The organism is Streptomyces sp. Tue6028 (assembly GCF_002300165.1).
GTDB classification, from domain to species: domain Bacteria; phylum Actinomycetota; class Actinomycetes; order Streptomycetales; family Streptomycetaceae; genus Streptomyces; species Streptomyces siamensis.
In genome coordinates, this window is record NZ_MLCE01000021.1 from 26235 (window position 1) to 51933 (window position 25699).

18 protein-coding genes and 1 pseudogene are annotated in these 25699 nt (G+C 70.8%); 11 read left to right on the forward strand and 8 right to left on the reverse strand.

The window, feature by feature from the left end; all coding sequences use genetic code 11:
- The first annotated feature begins 105 nt into the window (after positions 1-105).
- The 7 genes and pseudogenes from BKI49_RS18505 to BKI49_RS18535 all read left to right on the forward strand — a co-directional run bounded on the left by BKI49_RS18505 (position 106) and on the right by BKI49_RS18535 (position 6786).
- Positions 106-969, forward strand: a complete 864-nt coding sequence (locus tag BKI49_RS18505) for a M24 family metallopeptidase (protein WP_095935390.1) — start codon at positions 106-108, stop codon at positions 967-969.
- Positions 966-2735, forward strand: coding sequence for an SDR family oxidoreductase (locus tag BKI49_RS18510; protein WP_095935391.1), 1770 nt, complete (start codon positions 966-968; stop codon positions 2733-2735). Before BKI49_RS18505 ends, BKI49_RS18510 begins: the two co-directional genes overlap by 4 nt.
- A 65-nt stretch (positions 2736-2800) precedes the next feature.
- Positions 2801-2983 (forward strand): annotated as a pseudogene (locus tag BKI49_RS35875) (metal-dependent hydrolase); the annotation flags it as partial.
- Positions 2984-3028: 45 nt separating this feature from the next.
- Positions 3029-3973: a MerR family transcriptional regulator gene (locus BKI49_RS18520; RefSeq protein WP_095935392.1), complete on the forward strand. Its 945-nt coding sequence runs from the start codon at positions 3029-3031 to the stop codon at positions 3971-3973.
- A gap of 240 nt (positions 3974-4213) precedes the next feature.
- On the forward strand, positions 4214-4762 hold the full coding sequence (locus BKI49_RS18525) for an RNA 2'-phosphotransferase (protein WP_095935393.1): 549 nt from the start codon (positions 4214-4216) through the stop codon (positions 4760-4762).
- A 147-nt stretch (positions 4763-4909) separates the two neighbouring features.
- Positions 4910-5812, forward strand: coding sequence for an LLM class flavin-dependent oxidoreductase (locus BKI49_RS18530; RefSeq protein WP_095935394.1), 903 nt, complete (start codon positions 4910-4912; stop codon positions 5810-5812).
- 77 nt (positions 5813-5889) lie between these two features.
- Positions 5890-6786 carry a Cof-type HAD-IIB family hydrolase gene (locus BKI49_RS18535; protein ID WP_095935395.1) on the forward strand — a complete coding sequence of 299 codons (897 nt, stop codon included), beginning with the start codon at positions 5890-5892 and terminating at the stop codon, positions 6784-6786.
- On the opposite strand, the gene BKI49_RS18540 is transcribed toward BKI49_RS18535, so the two are convergent.
- The 5 genes from BKI49_RS18540 to BKI49_RS18560 form a co-directional block, all read right to left on the reverse strand.
- The gene (locus tag BKI49_RS18540) at positions 6783-7826 is read right to left on the reverse strand and encodes a M23 family metallopeptidase (RefSeq protein ID WP_095935396.1); all 1044 of its coding nucleotides are present in this window, start codon (positions 7824-7826) and stop codon (positions 6783-6785) included. The two genes, BKI49_RS18535 and BKI49_RS18540, sit on opposite strands and share 4 nt — an antisense overlap.
- A gap of 115 nt (positions 7827-7941) precedes the next feature.
- Positions 7942-9657: a sensor histidine kinase gene (locus BKI49_RS18545; protein ID WP_095935397.1), complete on the reverse strand. Its 1716-nt coding sequence runs from the start codon at positions 9655-9657 to the stop codon at positions 7942-7944.
- 42 nt (positions 9658-9699) lie between these two features.
- Positions 9700-13269, reverse strand: a complete 3570-nt coding sequence (cydD, locus tag BKI49_RS18550) for a thiol reductant ABC exporter subunit CydD (protein ID WP_095935398.1) — start codon at positions 13267-13269, stop codon at positions 9700-9702.
- A 61-nt stretch (positions 13270-13330) separates the two neighbouring features.
- The gene (gene cydB, locus BKI49_RS18555; RefSeq protein ID WP_095935399.1) at positions 13331-14338 is read right to left on the reverse strand and encodes a cytochrome d ubiquinol oxidase subunit II; all 1008 of its coding nucleotides are present in this window, start codon (positions 14336-14338) and stop codon (positions 13331-13333) included.
- Between the two features lie 20 nt (positions 14339-14358).
- On the reverse strand, positions 14359-15867 hold the full coding sequence (locus BKI49_RS18560) for a cytochrome ubiquinol oxidase subunit I (protein WP_095935400.1): 1509 nt from the start codon (positions 15865-15867) through the stop codon (positions 14359-14361).
- A gap of 222 nt (positions 15868-16089) precedes the next feature.
- Between BKI49_RS18560 and BKI49_RS18565 the strand changes: the two genes are divergently transcribed.
- Positions 16090-16470, forward strand: coding sequence for a cyclophilin-like family protein (locus tag BKI49_RS18565; RefSeq protein WP_095935401.1), 381 nt, complete (start codon positions 16090-16092; stop codon positions 16468-16470).
- 213 nt (positions 16471-16683) lie between these two features.
- On the opposite strand, the gene hisC is transcribed toward BKI49_RS18565, so the two are convergent.
- Positions 16684-17763 (reverse strand): histidinol-phosphate transaminase, encoded by a 1080-nt coding sequence (gene hisC, locus BKI49_RS18570; protein ID WP_095935402.1) that lies wholly within the window; start codon positions 17761-17763, stop codon positions 16684-16686.
- Between the two features lie 443 nt (positions 17764-18206).
- Between hisC and BKI49_RS18575 the strand changes: the two genes are divergently transcribed.
- The 3 genes from BKI49_RS18575 (at position 18207) to BKI49_RS18585 (ending at position 21834) form a co-directional block, all read left to right on the forward strand.
- Positions 18207-19319 (forward strand): LacI family DNA-binding transcriptional regulator, encoded by a 1113-nt coding sequence (locus BKI49_RS18575; RefSeq protein WP_078629357.1) that lies wholly within the window; start codon positions 18207-18209, stop codon positions 19317-19319.
- Positions 19320-19535: 216 nt separating this feature from the next.
- Complete coding sequence (locus BKI49_RS18580; RefSeq protein WP_257004857.1) at positions 19536-20789, forward strand: metallophosphoesterase; 1254 nt, start codon at positions 19536-19538, stop codon at positions 20787-20789.
- Between the two features lie 181 nt (positions 20790-20970).
- Entirely contained in the window at positions 20971-21834 is an 864-nt protein-coding gene (locus tag BKI49_RS18585; protein WP_095935404.1) for a hypothetical protein, read from the forward strand.
- Between the two features lie 148 nt (positions 21835-21982).
- Here BKI49_RS18585 and BKI49_RS18590 read toward each other — a convergent pair whose 3' ends face one another.
- Entirely contained in the window at positions 21983-23506 is a 1524-nt protein-coding gene (locus BKI49_RS18590; protein WP_095935405.1) for a VWA domain-containing protein, read from the reverse strand.
- Between the two features lie 169 nt (positions 23507-23675).
- Positions 23676-25496: a phosphomethylpyrimidine synthase ThiC gene (gene thiC, locus BKI49_RS18595; RefSeq protein ID WP_095935406.1), complete on the reverse strand. Its 1821-nt coding sequence runs from the start codon at positions 25494-25496 to the stop codon at positions 23676-23678.
- Positions 25497-25699 lie beyond the last annotated feature (203 nt).

Here is a 25699-nt window from a genome sequence, read left to right on the forward strand (position 1 = left end):
CGCCGCACTCGGCTATTGACGCAGCCTCTAACTACTGTCACATTCGCCAGTGTCAAGTTACGGACACGTACCGCGGTCAGCGTGGACAGGGTGTGGGGCGGTGGCATGACGACGGCAGTGGCAGGCGAACTCTCCGCGGAGCTGCGCGGGTTCAGAGACGAACTGCGCGGGTTCAAAGAGGTGCAGCGCCTCGCGTACGAGTGCGCGGAGGCGGTCGCGGCGCAGCTGAAGCCCGGTGTGACGGAGCGCGAGGCGGCACGCATGCAGCGCGACTGGCTGCGCGGGCGCGGGGTGCGGGACTGGTTCCACCTGCCCTTCGCCTGGTTCGGCGACCGCACGGCGTTCGTCGGCTTCCGCGTCCCGCTCCAGTTCTTCCCGACCAACCGGCGGCTGGAGCCGGGGATGCCCTTCATCCTCGACATGGCACCGGTCCACAAGGGCTTCACCGCCGACATCGGCTACTCGGGCTCCCTCGGCCCGAACCCCCTCCAGGACAAGCTGCTCGCCGACCTGGAGGCGCACCGCGAGCTCATCCTGCGCGAGGTGCGCGAGCGCCGCACGCTGCGCGAGATCTACGAGGACGTGGACCGGCTCATGGTCCGCCAGGGGTATGCCAACCGGCACCGCGCGTACCCCTTCGGTGTGATCGCGCACAAGGTGGACCGGGTGAGGGAGCGTCCCTGGTCCCCGCGTCTATTCGGGTTCGGCACCCAGGCCCTGAAGGGCCTGGCGAGCGACGCCCTGCGCGGGCACCGGGACGGCTGGTCGCCGCTGTGGTCGCCGTACCGCTTCTCCGACCATCCGCCGCAGCCCGGGCTGTGGGCGGTCGAACCCCACCTCGGATTCCGGGGCACGGGCGCGAAGTTCGAGGAGATCCTGGTCGTCACCGACTCCAAGGACCCCGAGGCGAGCGCCTTCTGGCTGGACGACGATCTGCCGCACGTGCGGCGCTGGGCGGAGGACAAGTGAGTCTCGAAGGTGCGCGCGAGCGCTGGGTGCGGACGGGCGGGATCGAGCTGTGCGTCGCCGAGCTGGGCGACGACCGGCAGCCCACGGTGGTGCTCGTGCACGGCTATCCGGACTCCAAGGAGGTGTGGTCCGAGGTCGCCGCACGACTGGCCGACCGTTTCCACGTCGTGCTGTACGACGTGCGCGGGCACGGCAGGTCGTCGGCGCCGCAGCCGCTGCGCGGCGGGTTCACCCTGGAGAAGCTGACGGACGACTTCCTCGCGGTCGTGGACGCGGTGAGCCCGGACCGTCCGGTGCACCTGGTGGGGCACGACTGGGGCTCGGTGCAGTCCTGGGAGTTCGTCACGGTCGCACGCACCGAGGGCCGGATCGCGTCCTTCACCTCGATGTCCGGTCCGTCCCTCGACCACTTCGGGCACTGGATCAAGCAGCGCGTGCGCCGGCCCACCCCCCGCCGGGTCGGCCAGCTCCTCGGGCAGGGCGCCAAGTCCTGGTACGTGTACATGCTGCACACTCCTGCGCTGCCCGAGCTGGCCTGGCGCGGCCCCCTCGGCAAGCGCTGGCCGAAGATGCTCGAGCGGTTCGAGAAGGTGCCCGCGGGCGACTACCCGACCGCGTCGCTGCCCTCGGACGCGGCGCACGGCGCATGGCTGTACCGCGACAACGTACGGCCCCGGCTGAGCAGGCCGCGCGCCGACGCGTACGCCCACGCGCCCGTGCAGCTGATCACGCCCCTGGGCGACGCGTTCCTGTCCGAGCGGCTCTACGACGACCTGGAGGAGTGGGCACCCCGGCTGCTGCGCCGCACGCTCCCCGCCAAGCACTGGGTTCCGCGCACGCGGCCCGACCAGCTGGCCGCCTGGATCACCGAGTTCGTGACGGCCAACGAAGGCCGGGAGGCCGGACTGCCCGCGCAGGGCACAGCGGCCACCGGCAAGTACGCGGACCGGTTCGGGGGCCAGCTCGTCCTGGTCACCGGCGCGGGCAGCGGCATCGGACGGGCCACCGCCTTCGCGTTCGCCGAAGCCGGCGCGCGCGTGGTGGCCGTCGACCGGGACGCGGGGAGCGCCGCCCGCACGGCGGAGATGTCCCGGCTGATCGGCTCCCCCGAGGCCTGGGCGGAGACGGTCGACGTCTCCGACGAGCAGGCCATGGAGAAACTCGCCGAGAAGGTCGCCACGGAGTACGGCGTGGTGGACGTCCTGGTGAACAACGCCGGGATCGGGCTCTCCGGCTCCTTCTTCGACACGACGTCGGAGGACTGGAAGAAGGTCCTCGACGTCAATCTGTGGGGTGTGATCCACGGCTGCCGGCTCTTCGGGAAGCAGATGGCCGAGCGCGGCCAGGGCGGCCACATCGTCAACACCGCCTCGGCCGCGGCGTACCAGCCCTCGAAGGCCCTGCCCGCCTACAGCACCTCCAAGGCGGCCGTACTGATGCTCAGCGAGTGCCTGCGCGCGGAGCTGGCCGGGCAGGGGATCGGCGTCTCGGCGATCTGCCCCGGCTTCGTCAACACGAACATCACCTCGACCGCCCGTTTCGCCGGCGTCGACGTGGCGGAGGAGAAGCGGCGCCAGAAAAACTCCGCCCGGCTGTACGGCCTGCGCAACTATCCGCCGGAGAAGGTCGCCGACGCGATCCTGCGCGCCGTCGTCCGCAACCAGGCGGTCGTCCCCGTCACCCCGGAGGCCCGCGGCGCCCACCTCATGTCACGGTTCACCCCGAAGGCGCTGCGCGCGATCGCCCGGCTGGAGCCACCGCTGTGAGCACCACGGAGCCCGCGGGAGTCCCCGGGCGCGGTGCGATCGCGCCGCGCCGGGTCTCCTTCGAAAGGACTGTGCGCAAGGGGCTGTTGCCCGGGTGGAAGGAGCTCGGCGCGGCCGTACCGCGCTGTCTGCGGCGGTCGTACCATCCGTCCCAGGAGGGGTCACTGCGCCGGGCCGTCGATTACCTGGCACTTTCGCCGGCGGCACGGACGGCAGCCGTGGCGATCGGGCGTGCGGCGACCGCGTAGCGACCGCCGGGCGGCTTCGCCGGGCGACGCGGAAGGGCAGGGAGCGTGAGCGACGAAGCGGCCGGTGCCGCCTACCGGATCGAGGATCTGGCACACCTCAGCGGTGCCACGGTCCGGACGATCCGCGCCTATCAGGACCGCGGTCTGCTCCCCCGCCCCGAGCGGCGGGGCCGCGCCAACGTGTACGCGGACACGCATCTGGCCCGGTTGCGACAGATCGCCGACCTCCTCGACCGCGGCTACACGCTGGCGTCCATCAAGGAACTGCTGGAGGCCTGGGACACCGGCCGGGGCCTCGGCGGGGTCCTCGGTCTGGTCGCCGAGGTGGACGGGCCGTGGACCGACGAGGAGGCCGCGCGGATCTCGCGCGCCGAGCTGGACGCGCGGTTCGGCGGAAGCCCTGACGACGCGGCGGTGGCCGAGGCCGTGGAGCTGGGTGTGCTGGAGCGCATTCCCGGCGACGACGACACGTTCCTCGTCCCGAGCCCTCAAGAGCTGGGCGTGGCAGTGGAGTTGCACGCCGCGGGCGTTCCGCTGTCAGCGATCTCAGGTCACCTGCGGGAGTTGAGGGTTCAGGTCGAACATATCGCGGACCGTTTCCTGGAGTTCACGACCGAGCACGTCTTCGCCCGCTATCTGGGGGAGCACCCGCCGACGGACGCGGAGGCGGCCGAGGCGGCCTCCCTCGTACGACGGCTGCGGCCTCTGGCGCAGCAGACGGTCGACGCCGAACTGGCCAGGGCCATGCGCCTGTTCGCGCACCGGCATCTGCGCGAGCAGCTGGGGGCTGGGCAGCCCCGGGAAAGAGCCGACAAGGCGCGTTCGGTGGAGATCCCCGCGGAGACAATGCGGGCGGTGGCGAACCTGGTTGGTCCGTCGCAGGTGGCCGCTTTCGTCACCGCTGCGGCCGAACGCGAGGTCCAGGCACGCGCCTTGGACCACCTGGCAGCAAATCACGCCAAGCGCGGCATGATTGATCAATCCCCCTAAATCCCCGCCAGGTTGTCCACAGAATCTTCAAATCCCCTGTGGATAACCGGACTTGGTTGTGGATCAAACCTCCGGACCAAAATCAAATGCGTGATCAGCGTCTCGCCAGGCACGCTGGTGAACCCGACGGCACGACGAACGGGTGGCGTACAGCTCGACCGACGAGAGCCGCACACCCCCGCGAACGAGGACCGGACGGAACATAGAACAAAGAGATCGAATGACAAGATGGATGTACGTATGGATGAAAGACGCACCGTAAAGGTGTCGAAGTACCTCTCGAAGCACCTGCGGCACCAGCCCGAGCGGATCGGGCTGACGCTCGGCGAGGGCGGCTGGGTCGAGATCGACACGCTGATCGCCGCGGCGGCCGCCCACGGCTTCCGCATCACGCGCGAGGAACTGGACCACGTCGTCGCCACGAACGACAAGCGGCGCTTCGCCGTCGAGGGCACCCGGATCCGCGCCAGCCAGGGCCACTCCGTGGAGGTCGACCTCGGACTGCCCCCGGCGACTCCTCCGGCGTACCTCTACCACGGGACCGTGGCGTCCAGCCTGGGCGCGATCCGCACCGAGGGCCTCAAGCCCATGAGCCGGCACGACGTGCACCTCTCGCCCGACCGGGAGACCGCGACCCGTGTCGGTGCCCGCCGCGGCCGGCCGGTGGTCCTCTCCGTGGACGCCGCCGCCATGCACCGCGACGGCCATGTCTTCCACGTCAGCGCGAACGGCGTCTGGCTGACCCAGGCCGTACCCCCGCGCTATCTGCGCTTTCCGGCGCCGCACTGACGCCGCCGACCGCGGCGGGGCAACCGTGCCCCCGGTGACCCGCCGACCTCGCCGACCGCCCGGGACAACCGTGCCCGCGGTCCGTGCGGGCCGTCGACGATCATGCGGTGGCCACGACCACCGTCTGGTTCCGCTTACGCTCGAAGCATGAGTCTGCGCCTCAGCACCGTGATCCTCCCGTACGTCCGCTGGCACGAGGGCGGGCGTTCCGCCTGGCAGCGCGCGGAGCAGCTCGGCTTCCACACCGCTTTCACCTACGACCACCTGTCGTGGCGGAGCTTCCGCGACGGCCCGTGGTTCGGCGCCGTGCCGACGCTCACCGCCGCGGCCGCCGTCACCGACCGCATCCGCCTCGGCACGCTCGTCACCTCGCCGAACTTCCGGCACCCGGTGACCCTCGCCAAGGAACTCGTCTCCCTCGACGACATCTCGAACGGCCGGATCACCCTGGGCATCGGCGCGGGCGGCACCGGCTTCGACGCGACGGCGCTCGGCCAGGACCCGTGGACCCCACGCGAGCGCGCAGACCGCTTCGGCGAGTTCGTGCCGCTGCTGGACCGCCTGCTCACCGAGGAGTCCGTCTCGTACGGCGGTGACTTCTACTCCGCGCACGAGGCGGTCAACATCCCGGGCTGTGTGCAGCGCCCCCGGCTGCCCTTCGCCGTGGCCGCCACGGGCCCGCGCGGCCTCAAGCTCGCCGCCCGGCACGGGCAGGCCTGGGTGACGACCGGCGACCCGAAGCTCTACGAGACGGGCACCCCCGAACAGTCGGTTCAGGCCATTCGCCGGCAGGCCGACAAGCTGGCCGACGCCTGCGCCGAGATCGGCCGGGACGTGTCCGAGCTCGACAAGATCCTGCTCACCGGGTTCACCCCGGACAAGGGCCGTCCCCTGGAGTCCCTCGACGCGTTCGTCGACTTCGCCGGCCGGCACGCGGAGCTGGGCTTCACCGAGATCGTGATCCACTGGCCGATCCCCGACTCGGTCTTCGCCGCCGACGTGAAGGTCTTCGAGCAGATCGCCATGGAGGCCCTCGCCCAGCTTCCGTGAGCGCGACGGGGTGTAACGGCGCTGGTGAGGACGGTAACCACTCAACTGTGCGGACCGCCGCACGGCCGTGCGGGCATATGCGCGAGAATGAGCGGGTGACCTCAGCGACTCGACGGCCCGAGACCCCGGCCTCCACCGTTCCGCCCCGGCTGATCGCCACGGATCTCGACGGCACCCTGTTGCGCGACGACAAGTCGGTGTCCGAGCGTACGATCGCCGCCCTCGCCGCCGCCGAACAGGCCGGAATCGAGGTCTTCTTCGTCACGGGCCGCCCGGCCCGCTGGATGGACGTCGTCAGCGACCATGTCCACGGGCACGGCCTCGCGATCTGCGGAAACGGCGCCGCCGTGGTCGACCTGCACGGCGGCCCCGGTGCCCACCGCTTCGTCAAGATCCGCGAACTGGCGCCCGGCATCGCGCTCGATGTCGTCGGCCTGCTGCGTTCCGCGGCGCCCGGCACCGTGTACGCCGTCGAGCGGACGTACGGCCTGCACCTCGAACCGGCCTACCCCTCGCTGCACATGGAGCCCCCGGAGATCGTCGCGCCCGCCGAGAAGCTCCTCGCCGCGGACGCCCTGGACGCCGATCAGCCGGTGCTCAAGGTGCTCGCCTACCACCCCGACATGGACCCGGACGCCTTCCTCGCGGTCGCCCGCACGGCCATCGGCGAGCGGGCCAACGTGACCCGGTCGAGCCCCAGCGCCCTCCTCGAGATCAGCGGCCCCGGCGTCTCCAAGGCCAGCACCCTCGCGCTGTGCTGCGCCGAGCGGGGCATCTCCCCCGAGGAGGTCGTCGCCTTCGGTGACATGCCGAACGACGTCGAGATGCTCACCTGGGCAGGCCGTTCGTACGCGATGGGCAACGCCCACCCCGACGTCCTCGCCGCCGCCTCCGGCCGCACGGTGGCCAACAACGACGACGGAGTGGCCGTCGTGATCGAGCGGATCCTCGCCGAGCGGCTCGACACCCCCTAGAGCGGGACCCCGTGCCGGGCCAGCCACGGCACGGGGTCGATCGCCGATCCCAGCTCGTCGCTGACCCGCACCTCGAAGTGCAGGTGCGGTCCCGTCGAATTGCCGCTCGTGCCGGACTGCCCGATCAACTGCCCGGTCGACACCCGGTCCCCCTGGTCGACGGCCACGGCGGCCAGGTGCGCGTACTGCGTGCGGTAACCGCCGGAATGCCGGATCACGATCTCGATGCCGAAGGAACCCCCGCAGGACACCTTCACCACCCGGCCCGCCCCGACCGACCTCACCGGCGTGCCGATGGGCACCGCGAAGTCCTGCCCGGTATGGCGGTTCGCCCAGCGTTCGCCACCGCTCCCGAAACGCGCGGAAAGACGGTACGAAGGCACCGGCGCGACCCACTTGCGCTCGCTGTGCGTCCGCGCCCCGTCGAGGTGGACGGCGCCGCGGCATGAGCCCGCCTCCACCGAGGAGTCCGCCCGGCTCTGCAGCGTCGACCGCGCCTCGTCGAGCTTCGCCTCGATGGTCCGCTTCATCGCGGCCAGTTCGCCGTTCCGCTGGTCCAGCGCCTTCCGGGCGGACCGTGCCTTCGCCTCGTCGGCGGCGAGCCGGGCCTCGGCGCGACGGCTCTTGCCGACCGCGTTGCCGAGCGCCAGATCCGCGCGCCATGCGGCGCCCTGACCATGCATCAGCTCGTCGTCGCCGACCGCGAGCAGCATCTGCGCGGAGTACGGGAGCCCGTCCCCCTCCCGGTACTGGGCGCGCGCGATCCGCCCCAGGTCCTCGCGCAGCACCGTGATCTCCTGCCGCTCGCGCGCGAGAAGCCGCTCGGCCCGCTCCGCCCTGCCCCGCTGCGCGTCGGCAGCCTTGCGTCCCGCCTCGTACTCGCGCGACGCCGTGGCGGCCTCCTCGTACAGTCGCGCCACCCTGGCGCCGGCCTCGGAGCCGTCGTCCTCGCTCTCGGCCGTCGTGGGCCGGGACGCGAGAACCGCGAGTGCGCACAACAGCACCGGCAGGAGCAGGGGACGGCGGCGGAGAAAAGGCATGACAGCGATCGTGGACCGCCTCGGCGGGCCCGGTCTCGTCCACGTCGTACAGCCGGGGGACCTACGGCACGAATGGCCGACAGGACTGGGCCGAACAGGGCGCGTGCGGGACGTTTCAGTACGGGGCCTGCCATGTCACCGTCGTGCCGGAACCGCCCTCGCCGATGCCCGGTCCGTACGAGCTGTCGCCGCCCAGGGACTCGGCGCGTCGCGCTAGGTTCCGCAGCCCGCTGCGCCGGCCGCCCTCCGGGATGCCGACGCCGTCGTCGGCGACGGTGAGCCGGACGCCCTGCCGCCCGTCCGGCAGCCGCGCGGCCGCGTCGACCGTGACGTCGATCCGGGAAGCCCCGGAGTGGCGGAAGGCGTTGGACAGGGCCTCGCGCAGCGCGGCGATCAGGTTCTTGCAGGTGAGCTCGCCGACCGCGGTGTCGACGGGGCCGACGAAGCGGTGGCCGGGCTTGAAGCCCAGCGGCACGGCGGCCATGTCGATCTCGCGCAGGATCCGGGTGCGCAGTCCGGACGGCGGCTCCTCGGAACCCGGCTGGAGCGCGAAGACGGCCGTGCGGATCTCCTGGATGGTGACGTCGAGTTCGTCGACCACCCGTCCGACGCCCTCCCGCACCTCGGGCAGGGCCGACCCCCGCTGTGCGCTCTCCAGCATCATCCCGGTGCTGAACAGCCGCTGGATGACGAGATCGTGCAGATCCCGGGCGATCCGGTCGCGGTTCTCGAACACCGCGAGCCGCTCACGGTCGCGCTGGGTCTCGGCCACCATCAGCGCGAGCGCGGCCTGTGAGGCGAACTGCGCCGCCAGGACCCGTTCGGTCCCGGTGAAGGGCCGGCCGTCCTCGGCACGGGGCAGGACGAGGGCCCCCAGCAGCCGGCCGTCGCTCTGCAACGGCAGCATCATGATCGGTCCGTAGCCGCGGGCGAGGTCCGTGATCATGCGCGGCTCGGTGGCGGCGTCCTCGACGAACACCGGCTTTCCGTCGAGGAGTTCGGCGACGACCTGGCTCTCCGGCGGGACGACCACGCCGAGCGCCTTCGACGGATGGGCCGAGGAGACCGCGACAATCTCCAGACCACCCTCCACGGCGGGCAGCATCACGATCCCCGCGGCCGAGCGGGCCAGCCGGCGGGCCTGTTCGGCGACCACCTGGAGCGCGTCCTCGGCGTCGTCGCCCGCCAGGAGTGCCGTGGTGACGGCCACCGAGCCGTCGATCCACCGCTCGCGCTGCTGGGCGGCCTCGTACAGCCTGGCGTTGCCGATGGCGATGCCCGCCTCCGCCGCCAGGACGCGGACCAGATGGAGGTCGTAGTCGGTGAACGGACGGCCGTCCCGCTTCTCGGCCAAGTACAGATTGCCGAAGATCGCGCCCTGCACCCTGATCGGGACGCCCAGGAAGCTCCGCATCGGCGGGTGGTGCTCGGGGAGGCCGCAGGCGCGCGCGTCGTCCGCCAGGTTCGTGAGCCGTACCGGATCCGGGTCGTGGATGAGCGCCCCGAGGAGACCGCTCTGCCCGTCGGGGAGGCGCCCGATCCTCTGGGCGGTGTCCTCGTCCACGCCGTAGTACACGAAGTCCGCGAGCCCCTCCTCGTCCTCCGCCGCGACTCCCAGACCCGCGTAGCGGGCGTTCGTCAGCTCGGCCGCCGTCGCGCAGATCCGGTTGAGGGTGGCGTGCAGTTCGAGGCCCGAGCCGACCGATCGCAGGGCCTCCAGCAGTTGCGGCACCCGCGCGGTCAGCTCCGTGGACAGCCCACGCAGGCCGCGGGTCGTCGCGACCGCCGCGTCCGGGCTGCCGTCGGATGAGCGCGGGGCGGGAGCTGCCATGCCTTGAGCCTAATTAGTCCCCTTTGCAAGGGAAAGTCGGCTTCATGGGTGCGCGGCGGCGGTCAGGGGCCCGGCTCCGAGCAGCAGATCTCCTGCCGCCTCCCGTTCCACCATGTCCCGCAGCGGTCCTTCGGCGGCGGCCAGCCGAGCGTACGGACCGCGCTGGACCACGCGTCCCTCCACGAGCACGATCACCTCGTCCACCGCGTCGAGACCGGCCAGCCGATGCGTGATCAGCAGCGTCGTACGTCCTTCGGTCGCGGCCAGCAGGTCCGCGGTGAGCGCGTCGGCCGTCGGCAGGTCGAGATGCTCCGCGGGCTCGTCGAGGACGAGCACGGGGAAGTCGGCGAGGAGCGCCCTCGCCAGCGCGAGCCGCTGGCGCTGACCGCCGGACAGCCGGGCCCCGTGCTCGCCGATCAGGGTGTCGAGGCCGTCGGGCAGGCCGTCCGCCCACTCCAGGAGCCGGGCCCGGGCGAGCGCGTCACGCAGTCCGGCCTCGTCGGCGTCCTTCCGGGCCAGCAGCAGGTTCTCCCGGACGGTGCTGTCGAAGAGGTGGGCGTCCTGGGCGCAGAGCCCGATCAGACGGCGTACGGCGTCCCCGTCCATCGCGGCGGCGTCCGTGCCACCCAGCGTGCAGGTCCCCGCGCTCGCGTCCAGGAAGCGCAGCAGTACCTGCGCGAGCGTGGTCTTGCCGGACCCGGAGGGGCCCACGACGGCGATGCGTCGGCCCTGTTCGAGAGTCAGGTCGACGTCGGCGAGCGCGTCCCGGTCCTGTCCCTCGTGGCGCGCCCGCAGCCCCCGCACACGCAGCGGGAACGGCGAGGCGGGCGCGGGCTGCGGCCGCAACGGTTCGCGTACGGGCTCGGGGGCGTCCAGCACCTCGTACACGCGCTCCGCGCTCCTGCGCACCCGCTGCCGGTACTGGACGGCGAGGGGCAGCCCGAGGACGGCCTCGAACGCGGCCAGCGGGGTGAGGACGACGACGGCCATCGCGACACCGCTCAGGCGCCCGGCGGCGACCGCCTGCGCACCCGCGAGGGCCGTGGCCGCGACGGTCAGCCCGCACACGAGTGCCGTCAGCCCGTCGCCGAGCGCGGTCGCGGTGGCGCCCCGGGAGGCGAGGCGGGTGAGTACGGCGTCGGCCCTGCGCGCCTCGGCGGTACGGGCCGGAAGCGCGCCCGCGACGGTCAACTCCGCCGTTCCCGTGAGCAGATCGGCCACCTTCGTCGCCAGGACGCCCCGTGCGGGCGCGAGCCGCAGCTCGGCCCTCCGGGCGACGGCTCCGGTCACCAGGGGGACACCGACCCCGGCCGCGAGCAGCCCGAGAGCGAGGGCGGCACCGGCCTCCGGCAGCAGCCAGGCCGTGAAACCGACGGAGGCGGCGGAGACGACGAGCGCGGCTCCGGCGGGCAGCAGCCAGCGCAGCCAGTAGTCCTGCAACGCGTCCACATCGGCGACGAGCCGCGACAGCAGATCGCCGCGCCGGGTCGTCCGCAGTCCGGCGGGCGCCAGGCGCTCGACGCGCCGGTAGACCGCGACCCGTGTGTCGGCCAGCATCCGCAGCACCGCGTCGTGGGACACGAGCCGCTCCGCGTAACGGAAGACGGCCCGTCCGATGCCGAACGCCCGCGTCGCCGTCACGGCCACCATCAGATACAGCACGGGCGGCTGCTGGGACGCCCGCGAGATGAGCCAGCCGGACGTCGCCATCAGCCCGACGGCGCTTCCGAGGGCGAGGCTGCCGAGGAGCAGGGCCAGCGCGAGCGGCCCGCGCCGGGGAGCGGCCATCGCGCGCACCCGCGCGAGCACACCGCCCCGTGTCGACAGGACCGTTCCGGAGGCGGCCCCCTCGACCGCCGGTTCCACGTCGTGAAGCGGACGCGCACGGCCCGACTCCTCGGAGCCGGGTATCTCGACGAGCGCGCCGGCCTCCCTGGAGCGGGACGCCGGGACGCGCGGTCCGCCGTCCGTGGAGCCGGCCGTCCCGGGCTCCAGACGCACCACCCGGTCGGCCACCCCGAGCAGCGCCGGCCGGTGCACCACGAGCAGAACCGTGCGCCCCACGGCGAGCCGCCGCACGGCCTCCACGACCTCTGCCTCCGTCGCCCCGTCCAGCGCGGCCGTCGGCTCGTCGAGGAGCAGCACGGGCCGGTCGGCGAGGAACGCGCGCGCGAGGGCCAGGCGTTGGCGCTGACCGGCCGACAGCCCGGCACCGTCCTCGCCGAGGAGGGTGCCGGCGCCATCGGGCAGGGCATCGACGAAGGCCGCCGCGCCCGCGTCGGCGAGCGCCTGCCGCAGCGCCGCGTCGTCCGCGTCGGGCCGGGCCAGCCGTACGTTCTCGGCAATGGAACCGGCGTACAGGTGGGGACGCTGCGGCACCCAGGCGACCCGTGAGCGCCACTCGGCCAGGTCGGCCTCGGCGAGGTCGGTTCCGCCGATCCGTACGCGCCCCTCGTCGGGCTCCACGAATCCGAGCAGGACGTTCAGCAGCGTCGACTTGCCCACGCCGCTCGGCCCGACGAGAGCCACCGTCTCACCGGGTTCGACCGAGAAGGAGGCGTCCGAGACCGCGTCCGCCGAGCGCCCGGGGTACCGCACGGTCACGCCCTCGAAGTCGATCTCCCCCACCGGAACACGCAGCGCCCCGGAGGCCGGTGCCGGCGTCTCCAGGACGGAGAAGATCTCCTCCGCCGCCGCGAGTCCCTCGGCGGCGGCGTGATACTGCGCGCCCACCTGCCGCAGCGGCAGATACGCCTCGGGCGCCAGCACCAGGATCACCAGCCCCACGTACAGGTCCATCTCGCCGTGGACGAGCCGCATACCGATGGTCACGGCGACCAGAGCGACCGAGATGGTGGCGAGCAGCTCCAGGGCGAACGACGACAGGAAGGCGATCCGCAGCGTCCGCATGGTCGCCTGGCGGTACTCGCCGGTGATCTTCCTGATCGACTCGGCCTGCGCCTTGGCCCGGCCGAACACCTTGAGCGTGGGCAGTCCCGCGACGACGTCCAGGAAGTGCCCGGACAGGCGGGACAGCATCGTCCACTGCCGGTCCATCTGGGTTCGTGTGGCCCAGCCGATCAGCACCATGAAGAGGGGGATCAGCGGCAGCGTGCCGACGATGATCGCCGCCGAGACCCAGTCCTCTGTGACGATGCGCGCCAGCACGGCCACCGGAACCACCACCGAGAGTCCCAGCTGCGGCAGGTAGCGGGAGAAGTAGTCGTCGAGTGCGTCGACCCCTCGGGTGGCGAGGGCGATCAGCGACCCCGTCCGTTGGCCGCTCAGCCACCCCGGACCGAGCTCCGCGGCCCGGTCCAGCAGCCGGCCCCTGAGCTCCGACTTGACCGCCGCGCTCGCCCGGTGGGCGGCGAGCTCGGTCAGCCAGGCCACCACCGCACGGCCGGCCGCGACCGCCACCAGCAGCACCAGGGGTGTGCGCAGTTCGGCGACCGACAGGCCGTGCTGGAAGGCTCCGACCACGACCTCGGCGATGAGCATCGCTTGGGCGATGACCAGCGCCGCTCCGACGGCACCCAGCCCCACGACCGCCATGAGGAACAGGCGGGTGGCCCGGGCGTACCGGAGCAGACGCGGATCGATTGGTTTCACGTGAAACACACCCTTGGGCTCATCAGGCACGTTTCACGTGAAACATGCCCTGGGGTCGGATTCAGTGCGCGGCATCCGGGGCGATGTGATGCGTACCGATCCGCTTGCGGAACACCCAGTAGGTCCACGACTGGTACAGCAGGACGAGCGGTGTGGCGATTCCCGCGCACCACGTCATGATCTTCAGGGTGTAGGGGCTCGACGAGGCATTGGTGACCGTCAGGCTCCAGTCGGGATTGAGCGAGGACGGCATGACGTCCGGGAAGAGCGCCAGGAAGAGCATCGCGACGGCCGCCACGATGGTGAGACCCGACAGGATGAACGCCCAGCCCTCACGGCCGGCGTTGACCATCACCAGCGCGACGAGGAGTGCCGCCACGGCCACGATCAGCGCCACCAGCGACGCGGTGTCACCGCTCTCGGCCTGGGTCCAGAGCAGGAAGCCCAGCGCCGCCACGGCGGTCACCACACCCAGCTTCAGTGCCAGCTTCCTCGCCCGTTCCCGGATCTCTCCGACGGTCTTGAGTCCCACGAACACCGTGCCGTGGAAGGTGAACAGCGTCAGGGTGACCAGACCACCGAGGAGCGCGTACGGGTTCAGCAGATCCCCGACGTTGCCCACGTACTCGAAGTGTTCGTCGATCTTCACTCCGCGCACGATGTTGCCGAAGGCCACGCCCCACAGGACCGCCGGGATCAGCGAGGTCCAGAAGATCGCCGTCTCCCAGTTGCGCTGCCACTGCTCCTCGGGCCGCTTCGCCCGGTACTCGAAGGCGACACCGCGCACGATGAGGCAGACAAGAATGATCAGCAACGGCAGATAGAAGCCGGAGAAGAGCGTGGCGTACCACTCGGGGAAGGCGGCGAAGGTCGCACCGCCCGCCGAGAGCAGCCACACCTCGTTGCCGTCCCAGACGGGGCCGATCGTGTTGATCAGCACCCGCTTCTCGGGACGGTCCCGGGCCAGCAGCTTCGTCAGGATGCCGACTCCGAAGTCGAAGCCCTCCAGGAAGAAGTAGCCGGTCCACAGGACCGCGATGAGTACGAACCAGACGTCGTGAAGTTCCATGACTCAGCAGCTCCCTGGGCCTAGTAGGAGAAGGCCATCGGCTTGTCGGCGTCCTGGGAGTCGCCGCCGATCCTGGTGGGCGGGTTGAGGTCGGCCTCGGTGAGTTCCGGCGGCCCGGCCTTGACGTACTTCAGGAGCAGCTTGACCTCGACGACGGCGAGGATCGCGTAGAGCGCCGTGAAGACGATCATCGAGGTGAGTACCTCGCCCTGGGAGACGCCGGGGGAGACCGCGTGCCGGGTCTGCAGCACGCCGTAGACGACCCACGGCTGACGGCCCATCTCGGTGAAGATCCAGCCCCAGGAGTTGGCGATCAGCGGGAAGCCCAGCGTCAGGATCGCGATGCGCCAGTACCACTTGGTGAGGTTCGGGCCGAGCGCCTTGTTCTTGAACAGCACCAGATGCGGCACCTCGTCCTCACCCACCCTCAGGTGCTGAGGCAGCATGAACTTCTTGCGCGTGAGCCAGAGTCCGACCAGGCCGATCGCGAAGGACGTCATGCCGAAGCCGATCATCCAGCGGAACGCCCAGAAGGTGACGGGGATGATGGGGCGGTAGTCGCCCGGACCGTACTTCTCCTGCTCGGCCTTGTTGGTGTCGTTGATGCCGGGAACGTACGAGGTGAAGTCGTCGTCGGCGAGGAACGACAGTATCCCCGGGATGGACAGCTCGACGGTGTTGTGGCCCTTGCTGACATCGCCGTAGGCGAAGATCGAGAACGGCGCGGCGTCCTGACCGTCCCACAGCGCCTCCGCGGCGGCCATCTTCATCGGCTGCTGCTTGAACATGACCTTGCCGAGGGTGTCACCGCTGATCGCGGTGAGCAGTCCGGCGATGACGACCGTGACCAGCCCCAGCCGCAGCGAGGTCTTCATCACGGGGATGTGCTTCTTGCGCAGCAGATGGAAGGCTGCGATGCCGACCATGAAGGCGCCACCGGTCAGGAAGGACGCGGTGAGCGTGTGGAACGCCTGGGTCAGCGCCGTGTTCTGGGTCAGCACCTGCCAGAAGTCGGTGAGTTCGGCACGTCCCCGCGCCCCGTTGATCTTGTAGCCGACGGGGTGCTGCATCCACGAGTTGGCCGCGAGGATGAAGTACGCGGACAGGATCGTGCCGATGGAGACCATCCAGATGCAGGCCAGGTGGAGCCTCTTCGGGAGCTTGTCCCAGCCGAAGATCCACAGCCCGATGAACGTGGACTCGAAGAAGAAGGCGATCAGAGCCTCGAAAGCGAGCGGGGCACCGAAGATGTCACCGACGAAGCGTGAGTAGTCGGACCAGTTCATGCCGAACTGGAACTCCTGCACGATGCCGGTGACGACACCCATCGCGATGTTGATCAGGAAAAGCTTCCCCCAGAACTTGGTGGCCCTGAGGTACTTCTCCTTCTCCGTACGTACCCAGGCCGTCTGCAGGCCGGCCGTGAGGGCAGCGAGCGAGATGGTGAGAGGGACGAACAGGAAGTGGTAGACGGTGGTGATGCCGAACTGCCAGCGCGCCAGAGTCTCCGGCGCCAGAGCCAATTCCACGTCGTCAGTCTCCTTACGTCGCCGTGGTACAGCGGCAGTTTGCCCCCTTTGTCACGTACATCACGGGAGCAACCGGGACACGTTTGTGAACGCGTTCACATTCACAAGCAATTATGACGCATGGCCGTTCGAAGGGTGAGGGTGGGGGTCCCTAGTCGGTTCGAGGGCCTTCGGGGGCCTGGGGGCTTCCCTTGAACTTCAACATAATGTTGAATCCGCGGCATGCAGATACGGATCTCCTGGCCCGCGGGAAACCTCACCGCGACCCTCGACGACACCCCGACCACCCAGGCGCTGCCGCTCTCCTCCACCGCCCGCACCTGGGGCGAGGAGGTCTACTTCGACACCGGGGTCGCGGTCGCCCGCGAAGCGGACGCCCGGGAGGTGGTCCCGCCGGGCACGGTGGCCTTCTGGACCGACGGCGACGCTCTCGCCCTCCCCTACGGACCCACGCCGATCTCGCGAGGCGACGAGTGCCGCCTCGCGAGCCCGTGCAACGTCCTCGGCCGCCTCGACGGCGACGCTCACTCACTGGCCACGGTGCGCGACGGCGATCCCGTCCGAGTGGAACCCGTCGACGCCGGTGCTTCCGCGAGCCGGTAGCCCCGACGGACCGGGGGGATGCCGACGGACCGGACACCGGCCGTCCTCCACCGGTGCGCTCGTCGGCCGACGGCCCGCGGCGAACCGGCCGCGACCGCGCGGGGCAGAGGCCCCGAGCGGACCGCGCGATGGCTCCGCCGGCCTGCGCCCCCGACCCGTGACGGCCTTTGCCGGCGCCGGCTGCTCACGGCGGCTCCCGGGGCTCCCGGCGGACTAGAGCGAGGCGCGGAAGCCTTCCGTCGCCTTCAGGAAGATGTCGTTCGCCTCGGTCTCGCCGATCGTGACGCGCACGCCCTCGCCGGCGAAGGGACGCACCACGACCCCGGCGCGCTCGCAGTGCGCGGCGAAGTCGAGCGTGCGCTCCCCCAGCCGCAGCCACACGAAGTTGGCCTGGGTCTCGGGAACCGTCCAGCCCTGACCGCGCAGCGTCTCGACGACCCGGTTGCGCTCGCAGACCAGGGAGCCGACCCGGCCGAGCAGCTCGTCCTCGGCACGCAGACTCGCCACCGCCGCGTCCTGGGCCAGCTGACTCACACCGAACGGCACCGCGGTCTTGCGCAGGGCCGCCGCCACCGGCTCATGGGCGATCGCGAAGCCGACGCGGAGCCCGGCCAGGCCGTACGCCTTGGAGAAGGTGCGCAGCACGCAGACGTTGGGCCGGTCCCGGTAGACGGCCACGCCGTCCGGCACCTCGACGTCGCGGACGAACTCGCGGTACGCCTCGTCCAGGACGACCAGCACGTCGCCCGGCACCCGGTCGAGGAAGCGCTCCAGCTCGGCCCGGCGCACCGAGGTGCCGGTGGGGTTGTTCGGGTTGCAGACGAAGATGAGCCGGGTGCGGTCGGTGATCGCGTCGGCCATCGCGTCCAGGTCGTGCACCTCGCCCGGCGTGAGCGGCACCTTCACCGAGGTCGCCCCGCTGATCTGCGTGATGATCGGGTACGCCTCGAAGGACCGCCAGGCGTAGATGACCTCGTCGCCGGGGCCGCTGGTGGCCTGGAGCAGCTGCTGCGCGACCCCGACCGACCCGGTGCCGGTCGCCAGGTGCGAGACGGGGACCCCGAAGCGGTCCGCCAGCTCGTTCATCAGGCCGGTGCACGCCATGTCCGGGTAGCGGTTGAACGACCCGGAGGCGGTCAGGAGGCTCTCCATCACCCCGGGCAACGGCGGATACGGGTTCTCGTTGGAGGACAGCTTGTATGCCACCGGACCGTCGGCCGCGGCGGGCTTGCCGGGCTTGTAGGTGGGGATACCCTCCAGCTCGGCACGCAGCTTGGGGCTCGTCTCGCTCACCGCAGTCCTCCTCGCGACCACCGGCGGCTCATGACCACCGCCGGCTACCAATGCTTCTCACCTTATGAGGATTCGGCGCCGCTGCGAATGGGCTGTGGACAACCGGGCGGCAACCCGCGCCGGACCGTCCGCCGCCTCCGGGCGACCCCACGGTCATCCTTGTACGAAGGTGCACGAAAAGGGGGGCGCGTCACTCGGGCACGCACGCGCCGGTGGCTCACGCCGTGGCGCGCATCCCTCGTGAAGGTGAGTTGAGACCTCTTCGAAACATGGCCCCCTTGGCAGGCCTGTGCGTGTCGACAAGTCACGTACTGCCATTGGATCGTTCAACTGACTTGTTTTCTAAGGTTGTTGCTCCCTTTCGACCATGCAGAAACGTGCCTGTCAACGCGCGCATATGCGTCCGCACTACCCCACCGCATGAGCCCTACTATCGGCTCGCCATGACAGCAGCAGGGAAGCACCAGGTGAGCCGGGCGGAGACCTCCCGCCGAGGCGGTCGACCGGGCCGGGCGGGCATCAGAGACGTGGCTGCGGCCGCAGGGGTCTCCATCACGACTGTGTCCGACGCCCTCAACGGCAAGGGCCGGCTCCCGGACGCCACCCGACGCCATGTCCGCGAGGTCGCCGACCGGCTGGGCTATCGCCCGTCGGCCGCGGCCCGAACCCTCCGTACCGGCAAGTCGGGGCTGATCGGCCTGACCGTGACGACGTACGGGGATGAACCTTTCACCTTCACCGAGTTCGCGTACTTCGCGGAGATGGCCAGAGCCGCGACGTCGGCCGCGCTGGCCCGGGGCTACGCCCTGGTGATCCTCCCCGCGACCTCGCGCCACGACGTGTGGTCGAACGTCGCCCTGGACGGGACCGTGGTCATCGACCCGTCCGACCAGGACCCGGTCGTCAGCGAACTGGTCCGCCAGGGCTTACCCGTCGTCTCCGACGGCCGCCCGGCGGGCTCGCTCCCGGTCACCGCCTGGGTGGACAACGACCACGAGGCCGCGGTCCTGGGCATCCTCGACCACCTGGCCGACGCCGGCGCCCGCCGGATCGGCCTCCTCACCGGCACCACCACGGACACGTACACCCATCTCTCCACCACCGCATACCTGCACTGGTGCGAGCGGGTGGGCCAGGATCCGGTGTACGAGGCCTACCCCGCGCACGATCCCTGCGCCGGAGCCGTCGCCGCCGACCGGCTGCTCGCCCGGCCCGACCGCCCCGACGCCGTCTACGGGCTCTTCGACCCGAACGGCACGGACCTGCTGGCCGCGGCCCGCCGGTACGGCCTGCGTGTCCCGGACGACCTGCTGCTCGTCTGCTGCAGCGAGTCCACCGTCTACGCCAACACCGAGCCGCCCATCACCACGCTCTCGCTCAAGCCGCGCCGCATCGGCACGGCCGTGGTCCAGCTCCTCATCGACGCCATCGAAGGGGTCGAATCGGACCATCCGGTCGAGCAGGTGATACCCACGGAACTGATCGTCCGGACGTCCTCGGAGCGCCGCTCGCCGCGCACGACGGTCAGTCCGCCACGATCACCCGAGGAGGGTTGACGTCCCGTAAACAAGGGGCGCCACCAAAAGGGCTGGGATAGCACCGCCCAATTCGGGCGAAAACCGCGGTGAACAGGGCTCCTGCTCCGATTCACCACCCCTGGGTCATCACATGGCGCGATCCGCATTCCTATGATGGGCGGACGACACCGCGGGCCGCTGCGACCAGGCAGTCCGATCCGGTGCAGATGCGGCGCGATGGTGGTGGAGGGGTCGATGACTCAGGGGGCCGGTCAGGGACCCGAGGTGGTGCGGACGGCGACGTTGCGCGACTTCCGGGTGCCCGCGTACGTCCACGAGACCGGTCCGTACACGCCCAGCACTCCCCCTGGCGAGGCCACCGGCCCCGCCGGGGAGCCGGGCGAGTACCGGAACCCGGCCCCGGCCGAGTACCGGAACCAGCAGCAGGCCGAGCGCCGGGCCCCGGACACGGCGGAGCACCGGACCGCGAACGCGGCGGAGCGCCGGGCGCCGGAGTCGGCCGAGCACCAGACCCCGGAATCGGCTGCGTACCCGTCCACGGACTACCGGACGGACTACACGGAGGAGTACACGCCCACGCAGCGGGACCTCCCCGTCATCAACCGGGGCGACACCGTCCAGGTCACCGTCGACCCGGCCGCCGTGCCCGCCCCCACGCCCGCCGACGGACCCGGCCCGCTGTACGTGGTCGGCGACGTGCACGGCTTCCTGGACCAGCTGGTCGCGGCGCTCCAGGAGCGGGGCCTCGTCGACGCCTCGGGCAACTGGTCCGCGGGCAACGCCCGCCTGTGGTTCCTCGGCGACTTCACCGACCGCGGACCCGACGGCATCGGCGTGATCGACCTCGTGATGCGGCTGTCCGCCGAGGCCGCCGCGGCCGGCGGCTACTGCAAGGCCCTCATGGGCAACCACGAGTTGCTGCTCCTCGGCGCCAAGCGGTTCGCCGACACCCCGGTCAACTCCGGCGCGGGCACCGCCACCTTCCAGGCCGCCTGGCTGCTCAACGGCGGGCAGAAGACCGACATGGACCGCCTCCAGGACCACCACCTCCAGTGGATGGCCCGGCTCGACGCCATGGAACTGGTCGACGGGCACCTCCTGGTCCACTCGGACACGACCGCCTACCTCGACTACGGCGACTCCATCGAAGCGGTCAACGACACCGTCCGCGAAACCCTCACCCGCAACGACGCCGACGAGTGCTGGGACCTGTTCCGCAAGTTGACCAAGCGCTTCGCCTTCCGCGACGACGGCGGTTCCGAGGCCGTCCGCGAACTGCTGAACGCCTACGGCGGCAAGCGCATCGTCCATGGTCACAGCCCCATCCCGTACCTCCTGGGCGAGGTCGGCTCCGAGGACGGCGAGGACGGCGCGGGCCCCGTGGTCGAAGGACCCCACCTGTACGCCGACGGGCTGGCCATCGCGATGGACGGCGGAGTGACCATGGCCGGAAAGCTGCTGGTCCAGCAACTTCCCCTGGATACCTGAGCGTTCGCCGGGCAGGCGTCCCCCAGGAGGACTGCGCCGAGCCAGGGGCCTATTTCTGGAAACCCCCTGTCACGGCGTGCCGTCACCGCTCTACCATCGGCTTATCCGTAGCAGGCTCCCCTCCGTTTCTGCCCGACGGCTCGTCAGCGTGCGAGCCACCAGCCCTACGGAGCATCGGGGGATGCACATGAACAGCGTTCCGCAGCACCTGCTGAGCGAGGACCGCCAGGAATACGAGCGGATCCTCGACGAGGCGCTGCGCTCCGCACCACACCGCCCGGAACTCGCCGCTGTCGGCCAGCGGCTCAACCCCGAACAACTGCGCACCATGGCACTCAACGCCACCGCGCTCATCACGGCGGCCGCGGCGACCGAGTACCAGAACTATGTGAAGGCCCGTGAGGAACTGCGCAACCCGGCGTCGTCCCACCCGGTCGTGAGCGAGGAAGTCGGTTCCCCGGAGCCGGGCGCGACCGCGATGGGGCTCGCCGCCACCGTGGGGGAGGTCACCGAGACCGCCGGAGCCGGCGCCATCGCCGTCGTCGCGGTGCTCGCGCCCGTGCTCGCGGGCACGGCAGCGGCGATCTTCCTGCTCGTCGGGTACATCCTGAAGATGCTCGACCCCGAGCCGGCGTTCGCCAAGACCCTCCTGACCACGGGGTGGGTCTTCGGCGCGGTCACGGCGGCCGCGATCCTGGTCGCCGCGGTCGGACTGCTGCTGACGGCATTGCGCAACAGCTCGTCCTCCCTTCCGGACGAGGCCCGCGGCGAACTGCGCGAACAAGTGGTCCGGGCCAGGGAAGCGTGGCACGACGCTCTGCTGGAGCGCGGCGTCCTGCCGTTCCTCCGGGAGGCCCTCGCCGATCCCGGCTCCGCCGCGCTGGGCCGCCAGGCCTCGGCGCCGAGCCGCATCCCGCACCTCGGGTACAACCGGCCGGGGTTCAGCAGCCCCGAAGGCGGACCGTCGGCAGGACCGCGCCCGAGCTTCTCCAGTCCGGACTTCACCAGCCCGGACTTCGGCGGACCGGAGCACCAGCCCGAGTAGGACCCCGGTCGGCCGACGGCCGGGGGAATCCGGGCCCGCGCTCCAGCGGCGCGGGCCCGCACGGGGCCTGTCCCCGTGCCCTCCTGCCCCCGTGCGACGGCTTCGGTCTCATGGCCTCATTGCCTCACGGCCTCACGGCCTCACGGCCTCAGCCGCGGACGATGCCCAGACGCCGTGCCGCGCTCATCCAGGCCGGGAACTGGGACAGCAAGCGGTCGTACAGCTCCGGGTCCGGCACGGTACTGATGTCGTCGACGGCGAAGAAGCCGACATTGTCGACGCGTCGGTCGGGGAGTGCGTCGAACCGCTCCAGCACGCCGTAGTTCGACCGCCCCAGTCCCACGAACTGCCAGAAGATCGGCTCCTCCACCGCCGCACGCAGCTCGTTCTCGATCTCCTTGTTGCGGTAGATGCCGCCGTCGGAGAAGAACAGCACCAGCGTGGGATCGGCGGCCGGGTTCTCACGGACGAACGACCGCACCTCGGCGATGACCTTCTGCTCCTCGTTCTGGATGCCCACCGCGCGCATGTCCACCTGCCCCGGCCGCAGACCCTTGCGCGGCTTCTTGCGCCGGAACAGGGTCAGCTCACCTACCCGGACGTGAAGCTCCAGCCATTCGGGCAGTTCCCCCAGCACCAGGTCCGGCAGGCGGGCCGGGTTGGAGGCGAAGGTCCACGCCTGCATCTCCCCGTCGTCGTCGAGCTGCGCTGCCACCGCGGCCATCCGCTCCACCACATCGGCCACGACGCCGCGCGAATACAGGAAGGACATCGAGCCCGAGGCGTCGAGGACCAGGACGACACGGGCCCTGACACCCTCCGCGCCGTGCTTGCGCAGGCTGACGGCCACCTGCTCCTTGCGCAGGGACAGCCGCTTGCGCATGTCCACGGGCAGGTGCTCCTCACCCTTGACCAGGCGAGGAGGGGTGGCCTGCGGCGCCGTGGGAACCGGCGGTCCCACGACCGGCGGAGCGGGCGCGGGCGCCGTGGCGGGGAGGGGCGGACGAGGTGCCAGGGGTGCCGGCGGCGCGGCGGGCACCGGAGCCGGGGGTGCCGTCGGCGCGGGCGGAGCGGCGGGCACCGGCGTCTGGTGGGCCATCGCCGCGGCATCGGGGACGGCCGGCTCCGCGGTGGCGGGCTCCTCGTCCACGCTGATCCCGAAGTCGGTGGCGAGGCCCGCCAGTCCGGAGTCGTAGCCCTGTCCGACCGCGCGGAACTTCCACTGGCCGCCCCTCAGATAGAGCTCGCCGCCGATGAACGCCGTCTCCGTCGTGGCCTCCATCTCGAAACGCGCGAGCTCCTGGCCCGTCCCGGCGTCCAGCAGCCTGAGCATCAGGCCCGACAGCTGACCGAAGGTGCCGCCGTCGGCCGAGGCTCCCAGCACGACACGTTGGACGGCGGGCTCCAGGGCACGCAGGTCCACCCCGACGGTGTCCGTCGTGCCGCCGGCGTCCTGACGCTTCCCGAGGTGACGCACGGCGCCGGAGGCGTGCTGCGGCTGGTTGTAGAAGACGAAGTCCCCGTCGTCCCTCACCCGTCCGTCCGCCCCGAGCAGGAGCGCCGAGGCATCGGCGTCCGGCGCACCAGGCCCGGCGGACCAGCCGAGCACGACCTGCACGGCCTCGGCGGCCACGGGAAGATTGGCGCCTTTGCTCATGGATGTGGCTGTCATGGGCCCAGTCTGCCAACTGAACCGGTCCCCGGGACCGCCCCCTACGCACACCCGTACCCATCGGACAGCCCAGGGGCTTCTGCCGACTGAAGACGCGTCAGCCCACGAGCGGGAGACGGCCCCTCCCTCCTTCGGGAGGGAAGGGCCACTCGGCGGGACCCTCGTCGGATCAGTCCGCGATCGGCAGGTAGACCCGGTTGCCGCTGGACGCGAACTCCTTCGACTTCTGGAGCATCCCCTCGGCGATCTCCTCCGGAGAAGCCCCCTCGGCCGCCGCACCACCGAATCGCTCGGTGATGCTCTGGCTGATCTTCATCGAGCAGAACTTCGGCCCGCACATGGAGCAGAAGTGGGCCGTCTTGGCGGGCTCGGCCGGCAGGGTCTCGTCGTGGAACTCGCGTGCCGTGTCCGGGTCGAGCGCCAGGTTGAACTGGTCCTCCCACCGGAACTCGAAGCGGGCGTCGGACAGCGCGTCGTCCCACTCCTGTGCACCCGGGTGCCCCTTGGCGAGGTCGGCGGCGTGAGCGGCGATCTTGTAGGTGATGACGCCGGTCTTGACGTCGTCACGGTTGGGCAGGCCCAGGTGCTCCTTGGGTGTCACGTAGCAGAGCATGGCCGTGCCCCACCAGGCGATCATCGCGGCGCCGATACCGGAGGTGATGTGGTCGTACGCCGGCGCGACGTCCGTGGTCAGCGGGCCGAGCGTATAGAACGGAGCCTCATCGCAGATCTCCTGCTGAAGGTCGATGTTCTCCTTGATCTTGTGCATCGGGACATGTCCCGGGCCCTCGATCATGGTCTGAACATGGAAACGCTTGGCGATCGTGTTGAGTTCCCCGAGCGTGCGCAACTCCGCGAACTGCGCCTCGTCGTTGGCGTCCGCGATCGAGCCCGGGCGAAGGCCGTCGCCCAGCGAGTACGTGACGTCGTACGCGGCGAGGATCTCGCAGAGCTCCTCGAAGTTCTCGTACAGGAACGACTCCTTGTGGTGCGCGAGGCACCACGCGGCCATGATGGAGCCGCCGCGCGAGACGATGCCGGTCTTGCGGTTCGCGGTGAGCGGCACATACGGCAGCCGCACACCCGCATGGACGGTCATGTAGTCCACGCCCTGTTCGGCCTGCTCGATGACCGTGTCCTTGTAGATCTCCCAGGTCAGTTCCTCGGCGCGGCCGTCGACCTTCTCCAGTGCCTGGTAGAGCGGCACGGTGCCGATGGGCACGGGGGAGTTGCGCAGCACCCACTCGCGGGTGGTGTGGATGTTGCGGCCGGTGGACAGGTCCATGACCGTGTCCGCGCCCCAGCGGGTCGCCCAGGTCATCTTCTCGACCTCCTCCTCGATGGAGGAAGTGACCGCCGAATTGCCGATGTTGGCGTTGACCTTCACCAGGAACCGCTTGCCGATGATCATCGGCTCGATCTCCGGGTGGTTGACGTTCGCGGGAAGCACCGCGCGCCCCGCGGCGATCTCCTCGCGTACGACCTCGGGCTCGACGTTCTCGCGGACCGCCACGAATTCCATCTCGGGCGTGATCTCGCCCCGGCGGGCGTAAGCGAGTTGCGTGACCGCCTGCCCGTCCCGGCCCCGGCGTGGCTGCCGCGGCCTGCCGGGGAAGACGGCGTCGAGGTTGCGCAGTCCCCCGCGCGGTGAGGTGTGCTTGATCCCGTCGTCCTCGGGACGGACGGGGCGGCCCGCGTATTCCTCGGTGTCGCCGCGGGCGATGATCCAGTTCTCGCGCAGGGGCGCCAGGCCCCTGCGCACATCGGTGTCGACGGATGGATCGGTGTACGGGCCGGAGGTGTCGTACAGCGTGACGGACTGCCCGTTGGTGAGGTGCACCTGACGGACCGGCACCCGTACATCGGGGCGCGGACCCCCGACGTACCCCTTGTGCCAGCCGATGGACTTCCCGGCCTCGCCGTTCGAGGACGGGGAAGAAGCCCCGTCCGTCTGGCTGGAGGCAGGCGTGCGTACGTCCTTGTCGGTCATGAGACCTACTCCCTACGCCGGCATTACCCGGTAACAGGTTCGGCGGTCGACGCAGCGGCTTCCGTCTGTCGATGTTTCATGTGAAACATCGATGAGGCGGAGGTCAGCGCCCTCTCAGCCCGGTGCTCCGAGCTCCCGCGTGTGCAAAGGTGCCTCCACGCTAGCGTCATATCTGGCGCGGTGAACAGAGGGCCCCTGCCGTT